This is a genomic window from Nioella sp., assembly GCF_964229645.1.
Classification (GTDB): domain Bacteria; phylum Pseudomonadota; class Alphaproteobacteria; order Rhodobacterales; family Rhodobacteraceae; genus Nioella.
In genome coordinates this window covers 1-8,065 of record NZ_CAXREX010000088.1, presented here as the reverse complement: position 1 = coordinate 8,065, position 8,065 = coordinate 1, and the positions used below count along the sequence as shown (strand labels likewise).

Sequence of the window (8,065 nt, the reverse complement as noted above, 5' to 3'; positions counted from 1 at the left end):
CGCCGCTGCCAAGGATCAGAATATTCACGTCGCGTCCCCCGCCTGATAGGTTTGCGACCAGATACCCAAGCCCGTCCCCGGGCACAAGAAGGGGGGATGCCGCATCATGAAGGACCAGGCGCTATGGGCGCGGATCGAGGCCCACCCGATGCCGGAGGGCTTTGTCGCGGCGTTGATGGCGGCCACGGGCTGGCCGCGCGACCGGGCGCTTGGCGCCGTGCAGGAATACAGGCGCCTCGCCTATCTCGTGGCGCTGGTGAAATCGGTGCGCCGGGTGCCGTCGAAACCTGTCGAGCAGGTCTGGGACCTGCACCGGGCCGATGCCACGGACTACGCGGCATTCACCCAGGTCATGGGGCGCGGCTGGACCCCGCCGCGCGGGGGCTTTGCCCGCCGCGACGGGCGCGACGCGCAGGCCACGCGAAAGGCATACTTGCGCGAATTCGGCGAAAGCCCCCCGGCGCAGCACTGGCCCGATCCGAACCGGGTGGTTCAGCTGGCGGTGGCGGGCGGCTTCGCGGTGGCGGGTGCGGCAGGCTCGCTCGCGGCGGCCTCGGTCGGCCCCGTGCTGGCCGGGGGCGCAATCGCCGCGCTTGTCCTGTTCCTGCGGGACCGGGGCGGCGGCTCCGGTGATGGCGACTCGGCCTGGGGCATGATCGCGGCAGGCGATGGCGGGGTTGATGGCGGCGAAGGCGGCGGAGGCTGCGATTGATCTGGCCCCGCCCGCGCGGCGCGGCTAATCTTGGCCCATGAGTGATTTGCTGGAAGATGACGCGCCGGGCAACGCGCCCGAATTCACGGTGTCCGAGATCTCGGGGGCGGTCAAACGCACCATCGAGGGCAGTTTCGCGCATGTGCGCGTGCGCGGGGAGGTGGGGCGGCTCAGCCGGCCCCGCTCGGGCCATGTCTACCTTGATCTCAAGGATGACCGGTCCGTCCTGGCGAGCGTGATCTGGAAGGGCGTCGCGGCGCGCCTGGCCACGCAGCCCGAGGAGGGGATGGAGGTGATCGCCACCGGGCGGCTCACGACCTTCCCGGGCCAGTCCAAGTACCAGCTCATGATCGAGGATATCCGCCCGGCTGGAATGGGCGCGCTGATGGCGATGCTGGAAAAGCGCCGGGCTGCGCTGGCAGCCGAGGGGCTTTTCGACGAGGCCCGCAAGCAGGCCTTGCCCTTCCTGCCCGAGGTGATCGGCGTGGTCACATCGCCCTCTGGCGCGGTGATCCGCGATATCCTGCACCGCCTGCGCGACCGGTTCCCGCGCAAGGTGCTGATCTGGCCGGTGGCGGTGCAGGGCGAGAAATGCGCGCCGGAAGTGGCTGCCGCGATCCGTGGTTTCAACGCCTTGCCCGCCGGGCGGCTGCCCCGGCCCGACCTCATCATCGTTGCGCGCGGCGGTGGCTCTCTGGAAGACCTGTGGGGGTTCAACGAGGAAGCGGTGGTGCGCGCAGCGGCAGAGAGTGCCATTCCGCTCATATCGGCCGTGGGGCACGAGACCGACACGACCCTGATCGACTTTGCCTCCGATCGGCGCGCGCCGACACCGACCGCCGCGGCCGAGATGGCGGTGCCGGTGCGGCTCGACCTGCTGAACTGGGTCAGTGACCAAGGGGCGCGGCTGACGCGCGGCGCGGGCCAGGCGGTGTCGCTTCGCCGGCAAAGGCTGGGCGATCTGTCGCGTGGGCTGCCCCGGCCCGAGGCGCTGGTCGACGGGGCGCGGCAAAGGCTTGATTTCCTTGGCGCAGGCCTCGACCCGGCGCTGCGCGCGCTGACCCAGAAACGGCGGATGGCGTTCGAGGCCGCCGCCGCCCGTCTGGCACCTGCGCTGGAGCGGGGGGTCGCCACCCGCCGGGTGGCGCTTGGCCGGGCCGAGGCCGGGCTCTCTCCGGCCCGGTTGGGCGCGGGCGTGCGGCAGCGCCGCGACTGGCTCGACCGGCTGGCGGCGCGTCTGCTGCCAGATCGCCTGGCCGAGCGGACGCAGCGCGACCGGCAACGCTTTGACGAGCTCTCGGCCCGCTTCGAACGCGTGGCCATGCAGGGCGTGGCCCAGAGGCGGGAGCGGCTCGGCGCACTGGACCGGCTTCGCCAGACGCTCGGATATACCGAGACGCTCAAACGGGGCTACGCGGTGGTGCGCGCGGGCGAGGCGGTGGTGACGACACGCGAAGCGGCGTCGGGTCACGCGCGGCTTGAGGTGGAGTTTTCGGACGGGAAGCTGGGCGTTCTGGCCGAAACAGGCCCGGCGCGGCCCAAGCGTGGCGGCGGGCGCGATGAACCGGGGCAGGGGAGCCTGTTCTGATGGGGGGGATTGCGCTGCCTTCGGCATCGCCCGGGTGGCGGCCCTCCTTGCCCCGCCTGCGCGGGGGCTGCGTCGGGCCGCGGTGCCACGGGGCAGGGGAATGTAAGAGCGGGACGGAAGAGCCGGTCGTCAGGCGGGTGATCTGCCACGCTCTGCCATGACCCGGGCCGCGCGCCTGTCCATCACCCGGCGCCAGCGGCGTGGCATGGTGGCGAGCACAGCCATTACAGGCATGGACCAGGGCAGCACCGGTGCATCGCCCGGGCAGTCCAGCACGTCATAGGGCGTATCGGGGTGCATGTGGTGGTCGGAATGGGCCGGAGCATTCACCATGAGAAAGGAACTGAACCCGCGTGGCGCGTTCCAGCTGTGCCAGGTTGCGACCGGTTCCCACCGTCCGTCGGGCAGCCGCTGCCGCGCAAGCCCGTAGTGCTGGATGTAATCCGACAGCAGGATCTGCATGTGAGCGAGCGCCGAGAGGCAAAGCGCCCCCGCCAGCCCGGCCCATCCCCCCAGGATGACCGCGAGCACAAGCCACAGCGCGCCCCCCGCGAGATACCAGGCGTAGGGGTTGAGCCCCCGGCGGCGGGTATCGCGGCGACGCTCTGCCACAAGGCCCGCCCGGAAGGACCCGATCCAAGCACGGGGCAGAAAGGCCCAGAAGCTTTCACCGGGGCGCGGGGTGTTGGGGTCTTCGGGCGTGCCCACGTGGACGTGGTGGACCAGCCGATGCGCCGATACATGGTGGCCAAAGAGCATCGAGGCATAGACCAGGCCCCCAAGGCGGCGCAGGGCACGCGGGGCGCGGTGGATGAGTTCATGCGCGTTGGGGTGGCTCACCTGCCCAAGGAAGGAGCCCGCCGCCAGAAGCAGCGTGACCTGCTCACCCAGGGTTCGGGCCTCCTGCCCGAAGGCACGCGTTGCAAGCGCCAGAAGGGCCAGGTGCCCGAGCGCCAGGAGAACCGACAGAGGATCGGCGAGCGGGGAATGGTGCGCGCCTCTGCGCGGGGGGCTCAGAACGTGATCCAGACCCGCCGACAGAAGCGTGAGCCAGGCCAGCGCAAGGGCTGCCCACCACCCGCCCCAGATCGCCCCGGCCAGAAGCAGGACCAGCGGGGGCAGGGTGGTAAGCGCGTAGCGCCAGATGGTCATGTCGGGGCCTCGATCAACTGTTTACCTCTGTGAACCTTGCGGCAGGCAGTGGCGGGAAGGCAATGCGCCTCTTGCCGCGCCGATCCTGATCGGATTGGGTGAAGATCGGGTTGACGGGAGGGTCGGACATGACAGGAGCGATCTGGGTCGCGGCAGCGGGGGCAGGCCTTGCGGTGGTCTACCAGGCATGGGTCGGGGCGCCCCAAAGCGCGCTGCGCTCTGCACTCAAGACGCTGCCCGTGACGCTCTTCGCGCTGGCCGCGCTGCTGGCGCAGGCCCCGTGGTTGCTGGCGCTTGGGCTGGCCCTGGGGGCGCTTGGCGATTTCGCCCTGTCGCGCCGGGGCGAGGCGATGTTTCAACTGGGGCTGGCGAGTTTCGCCCTGGCGCACCTGGCCTACGCGGTGGTTTTCCTGGGGGTGGAGGGGGCGCTGGAGCCTTTCGCGCTCTCGCCGCTGCGCTGGATCGGGGTCGGGGCGCTTGTTCTCATGGCCCTGTCGACGCCCGTCTGGCTGATCCCCCATACCGGGGGGCTGAGCCGCCCGGTCGCGGCCTATGTGGCGATCATCACCGCGATGGGGCTGGCGGCGCTGCACCTGCCGGGCGCGCAGGCGCTGGCAATCCTGGGGGCGGTGTTCTTCGTGGTCTCGGACCTGGTGCTGTCGGTTGAGCTCTTCCGGATGGAGGCGGGCAGCCCGGCGGCTGAGCGGGCCAGCCACGCGGTCTGGCCGCTCTACTGGCTCGGGCAGGGGATGATCCTTGCCGGGATTGCCCTGGCCTAGGGGCGCTGGCGCCAGGCCATCTTCATGTAGCGGTCGCCTGCGGCCAGTTCCTCCAGCATCTGGGCGATGCGCTTGTCGCGGGTCTCGGGCCGCTTGGCCCGTGCGATCCAGCCCAGGTAGTCGTTGCGCTGGTAGGGCGGGCGCGCCTCGTAGGCGCCGCGCAGGTGCGCGGCGTCGAGGCGGCGGGCGATATCCTCGGGCATCGGCTGGATCGGACGGGTCAATCGCATGACCCGCAGGATAGGCCAATCGCACCCCGCCCGTCGACAGGCGGCTTCCATCCCGGGCGCGCGCGTATTAGGTGGTAGGAACGCATCGTTTCCCAAGGGGCCGCCCATGTCGTTCTTCAAGAAGCTCAAGGACCGGATGTTCAAGTCCTCGTCGAAACTGGACGAGGGGCTCGATGCGATCATCGAGGATGGTGCCGTTGAGGAAGCCGCGGTCGACGAGACTGCGGTTGACGATACCGCGGTGGATCGGGGGGCCTCCGTTCCGGAGGCGATCCCCACGCCGCAACCCGAGGATCCGCCTGCGCAGCAGGCGCCTGCCCCCGCCGCCGCGCCTGAGCCCGCGACCGCGCCCGTTTCAGACCCCGCGCCCGCAGCCGCACCCGCTTCCAAGCCTGGCCTTCTGGGCCGGCTCATGGGTCGCGGCAGCGCCCCGCGCCGGGCACTCGACGATGACATGCTCGAAGAGCTGGAAGAGCTGCTGATCACTGCCGACATGGGCGTGGAAACCGCCTTGCGCGTCACGGCCAACATGGCCGAGGGGCGCTTCGGCAAGCTGATGACGGCGGCCGACATCAAGGCGCTTCTTGCGCAGGAAATCACCCGGATCATGGAGCCCGTGGCCAAGCCCATGCCGCTGTACCCCCGCAAGCCGCAGGTTGTCCTGGTGGTGGGCGTGAATGGATCGGGCAAGACCACCACCATCGGCAAGCTCGCCAGCCAGTTCAAGGCGGCGGGCAAGAGCGTGGTCATCGCCGCAGGCGACACGTTCCGGGCCGCGGCCGTCGAACAGCTCCAGGTCTGGGGCGATCGGGCCGGGGTGCCGGTGCTGACCGCGCCCGAAGGCTCGGACCCTGCCGCACTGGCCTTCGATGCGATGACCCGGGCCGAGGCCGACGGGGCCGACCTGCTGATGATCGACACGGCGGGCCGCCTGCAAAACCGTTCCGACCTGATGGAGGAACTGGCCAAGATCGTGCGCGTGATCCGCAAGAAGGACCCCGACGCGCCGCACAACACGCTTCTGGTGCTCGATGCCACGACGGGGCAGAACGCACTGTCCCAGGTGGAAACCTTCCAGAAGATGGCCGATGTCTCGGGCCTGGTGATGACCAAGCTCGACGGCACCGCCAAGGGCGGCGTGCTGGTGGCGCTGGCCGATCGTTTCGGGCTGCCCATCCATGCCATCGGCGTGGGCGAGCAGATCGACGACCTCGCGCCCTTCGACCCGGAAGATTTCGCCAAGGCGCTGACGGGGGCCGAGTGAAGCCCGCGCGCCCGTCGCCGCCCGAGGGCAGAGCTGCATGAGCGACTGGATCATATCGCTCGAAGGCACTGAGGCGGGGGCGCTTCTGGCCACCGGGCTGGCGCTGCTGGCAGCGATCCTGCACGCGATCTTCGGCGCGCTGCAGAAGGGGCGGCATTCGCCGCTTCTGTCGCGCGGCATCATCGACGCGAGCTATGGGCTGATGGCCGCGCCCTTTGCGCTTTTTGTCGTGCCCTGGCCCGCGCCGCATATGTGGCCCATCTTCGCGGTGATGATGCTGATCCACCTGGGCTACAAGGGCGCGCAAGTGGCCAGCTACCAGCGCGGGGCCTACACGGTTGTCTATCCCGTCATGCGCGGCACCGGGCCGCTCTTTACCGTGATCGGGGCCTCGATCTTCTTCGGAGAGCACTTCACGCTTGTGCAGTGGATCGGCGTGATCACCCTGCTGTCGGGCATCTATGGACTTGCTTTCTACAACCTGCGCACCATCACCGTGGACCGCGAAACACTGGTGCCCGCGCTGTGGCTGGCGGTGCTGACAGGGCTTTTCGTTGCGGCCTATACCACCTACGACGCCTACGGCATCCGCGCGGCGAACGACCCCTTCACCTTCCTGGCCTGGTTCTTCTTCCTCGACGGGCTGACCATGCCGCCCGTGGCCTGGTATGCCTGGCGGCGCATGGCTAACCCGCCCGCTTTCGGCCCCCTGGCCCTGCGCGGCTTCATAGGCGGTATCGTTGCCCTGGCCAGTTTCGGCTCGATCATGCTGGCCACGCGGCTTGATCAGGTGGGCGAGGCCGCCGTGCTGCGCGAAACCTCCACCGTCTTTGCCGCGCTCATCGGCTGGCTGATGCTGGGCGAACGTGTCGGCCCCCGGCGGTTGGCGCTTATGGGGTTGATCGCGGCTGGTGCGGTGATAGTTGAGATGGGCGGATAAACGAGGCGCGCGAGATGGAAGAACGCAAGATCAACCCCTACGTGAAAAGCGCGCTGGAGCTTGGGCCGCCCATCCTGTTCTTCGTGGTCTACCTGTGGATCAAGGACGCAAGCTTTACCATCGCGGGGCACGACTATTCGGGCTTCATCGTCGCGACGGCGGGCTTCATCCCGCTTCTGCTGGCCTCGATCGCCGCGCTGTGGCGGCTGACGGGCAAGCTCTCCCGCATGCAGATCTTCACCGCCGTTCTGGTTGTTGTCTTCGGCGGGCTCACCGTCTGGTTCGACAACGAGGCCTTTTTCAAGATGAAGACCTCGATCGTCTACACCTTCTTTGCCGTGGTTCTGGGCATTGGTCTTCTGCGCGGCGAAAGCTGGCTGCAATTCGTGATGGGCGAGATGATGCCCATGGAAAAAGAGGGCTGGATGATCCTGACCAAGAGGCTGGTCGCCGCCTTCGCAGCGATGGCGCTGGCCAACGAGATCGTCTGGCGCTCGCAAAGCACGGAATTCTGGGTGACGTTCGAAACCTTCGTGCTGCCCGGATTCCTCTTCGTCGTCTTCATGTTCCAGGCCAAGCTCTTCGAGCGCTACATGGTGGAAAAGGACGAGGGCTGACCCGCCCGGGAGGCCAGGATGGATCAGATCACCGGCGGATGCCTCTGCGGCAAGGTCCGGATCAGGGCAGAAGGCACGCCCCTGCGCGTGGGCATCTGCCACTGTCTCGATTGCCGCAAGCATCACGGCGCGCTCTTCTACGCGGCGGCAATTTTCCCAAGGGATGCAGTGACCGTCACCGGCGAAACCGCAAGCTTCAGGGGGCGGCATTTCTGCCCCACCTGCGGATCATCGGTCTTTGCCGACAGCGGAGAGGAGCGGGAGGTGCATCTCGGCGCGCTCGACACGCCCGATGCCTTCCGGCCAGATTACGAATGCTGGACCCTGCGCCGCGAAGGCTGGCTGCCGGAGTTTCCCGTCGGCCAAAGCTTCCCCCGGGACCGGCGAGACCCGTAGGCGAAAGGGGCGTCAGCCCTTGCGCCGTGGGCCTGCGGGTTTGCCCTTGCTGGGGGCCTTGCGGGGCGGCTTCGCACCGGGGCGAGCCGGTTTCGCCTTGGCCTGCGCATGTCCCTCGGGCAGCTCCAGCCCGAGCTGGTCGCGCAGCACCTTGGGCTTCACCTCTTCCACCTCGCCGGGCTTGAGCTGGTTCAGCCGGAACGGCCCGTAGCTGACCCGGATCAGCCGGTTCACGTCCAGTCCGACTTCCCCCATGGCGCGGCGAATCTCGCGGTTCTTGCCCTCGCGCAGCCCCACTGTGAGCCAGGCATTGGCGCCTTGCTGCCGGTCGAGCGTCACGTCCATGGGCTGAAAGCGTTCGCCCTCGATGGTCACGCCCTTGCGCAG

General features: G+C 68.7%; 9 protein-coding genes and 1 pseudogene. 7 read left to right on the top strand and 3 right to left on the bottom strand.

Going from position 1 to position 8,065, the window contains the following annotated elements; genetic code table 11:
- Nucleotides 1–106: 106 nt before the first annotated feature.
- Together ACEQXV_RS06025 and xseA are read left to right on the top strand one after the other, a co-directional pair.
- Nucleotides 107–712: a hypothetical protein gene (locus tag ACEQXV_RS06025; protein ID WP_370268311.1), complete on the top strand. Its 606-nt coding sequence runs from the start codon at nt 107–109 to the stop codon at nt 710–712.
- A 37-nt stretch (nt 713–749) separates the two neighbouring features.
- On the top strand, nt 750–2,300 hold the full coding sequence (gene xseA, locus ACEQXV_RS06020; RefSeq protein ID WP_370268310.1) for an exodeoxyribonuclease VII large subunit: 1,551 nt from the start codon (nt 750–752) through the stop codon (nt 2,298–2,300).
- Nucleotides 2,301–2,429: 129 nt separating this feature from the next.
- On the opposite strand, the gene ACEQXV_RS06015 is transcribed toward xseA, so the two are convergent.
- Nucleotides 2,430–3,452, bottom strand: a complete 1,023-nt coding sequence (locus tag ACEQXV_RS06015; RefSeq protein WP_370268309.1) for an alkane 1-monooxygenase — start codon at nt 3,450–3,452, stop codon at nt 2,430–2,432.
- A 128-nt stretch (nt 3,453–3,580) separates the two neighbouring features.
- Here ACEQXV_RS06015 and ACEQXV_RS06010 point away from each other — a divergent pair, with 128 nt between their 5' ends.
- Nucleotides 3,581–4,231 (top strand): lysoplasmalogenase, encoded by a 651-nt coding sequence (locus ACEQXV_RS06010; protein WP_370268308.1) that lies wholly within the window; start codon nt 3,581–3,583, stop codon nt 4,229–4,231.
- Here ACEQXV_RS06010 and ACEQXV_RS06005 read toward each other — a convergent pair.
- Nucleotides 4,228–4,455, bottom strand: a complete 228-nt coding sequence (locus ACEQXV_RS06005; protein ID WP_372525337.1) for a YdeI/OmpD-associated family protein — start codon at nt 4,453–4,455, stop codon at nt 4,228–4,230. The genes ACEQXV_RS06010 and ACEQXV_RS06005 overlap by 4 nt on opposite strands.
- A 112-nt stretch (nt 4,456–4,567) precedes the next feature.
- On the opposite strand from ACEQXV_RS06005, the gene ftsY reads away from it, so the two are divergent.
- Genes ftsY through ACEQXV_RS05985 form a run of 4 tightly spaced genes read left to right on the top strand, consistent with a single transcriptional unit; the run spans nt 4,568 to nt 7,678 of the window.
- The gene (gene ftsY / locus ACEQXV_RS06000) at nt 4,568–5,725 is read left to right on the top strand and encodes a signal recognition particle-docking protein FtsY (protein WP_370268305.1); all 1,158 of its coding nucleotides are present in this window, start codon (nt 4,568–4,570) and stop codon (nt 5,723–5,725) included.
- Between the two features lie 37 nt (nt 5,726–5,762).
- Nucleotides 5,763–6,665, top strand: coding sequence for an EamA family transporter (locus tag ACEQXV_RS05995; RefSeq protein ID WP_370255309.1), 903 nt, complete (start codon nt 5,763–5,765; stop codon nt 6,663–6,665).
- Nucleotides 6,666–6,679: 14 nt separating this feature from the next.
- Nucleotides 6,680–7,282 (top strand): inner membrane-spanning protein YciB, encoded by a 603-nt coding sequence (locus ACEQXV_RS05990; protein ID WP_370255308.1) that lies wholly within the window; start codon nt 6,680–6,682, stop codon nt 7,280–7,282.
- 18 nt (nt 7,283–7,300) lie between these two features.
- Entirely contained in the window at nt 7,301–7,678 is a 378-nt protein-coding gene (locus tag ACEQXV_RS05985) for a GFA family protein (RefSeq protein ID WP_370268304.1), read from the top strand.
- A gap of 12 nt (nt 7,679–7,690) precedes the next feature.
- On the opposite strand, the pseudogene ACEQXV_RS05980 reads toward ACEQXV_RS05985, so the two are convergent.
- Nucleotides 7,691–8,065 (bottom strand): annotated as a pseudogene (locus tag ACEQXV_RS05980) (RNA pseudouridine synthase); the annotation flags it as partial.

Bases quoted from the DNA above. Each gene is read 5' to 3' on its own strand.
- ACEQXV_RS06025 (WP_370268311.1), top strand. From the start codon at position 107: ATGAAGGACCAGGCGCTATGGGCGCGGATCGAGGCCCACCCGATGCCG.
- xseA (WP_370268310.1), top strand. From the start codon at position 750: ATGAGTGATTTGCTGGAAGATGACGCGCCGGGCAACGCGCCCGAATTC.
- ACEQXV_RS06015 (WP_370268309.1), bottom strand. From the start codon at position 3,452: ATGACCATCTGGCGCTACGCGCTTACCACCCTGCCCCCGCTGGTCCTG.
- ACEQXV_RS06010 (WP_370268308.1), top strand. From the start codon at position 3,581: ATGACAGGAGCGATCTGGGTCGCGGCAGCGGGGGCAGGCCTTGCGGTG.
- ftsY (WP_370268305.1), top strand. From the start codon at position 4,568: ATGTCGTTCTTCAAGAAGCTCAAGGACCGGATGTTCAAGTCCTCGTCG.
- ACEQXV_RS05995 (WP_370255309.1), top strand. From the start codon at position 5,763: ATGAGCGACTGGATCATATCGCTCGAAGGCACTGAGGCGGGGGCGCTT.
- ACEQXV_RS05990 (WP_370255308.1), top strand. From the start codon at position 6,680: ATGGAAGAACGCAAGATCAACCCCTACGTGAAAAGCGCGCTGGAGCTT.
- ACEQXV_RS05985 (WP_370268304.1), top strand. From the start codon at position 7,301: ATGGATCAGATCACCGGCGGATGCCTCTGCGGCAAGGTCCGGATCAGG.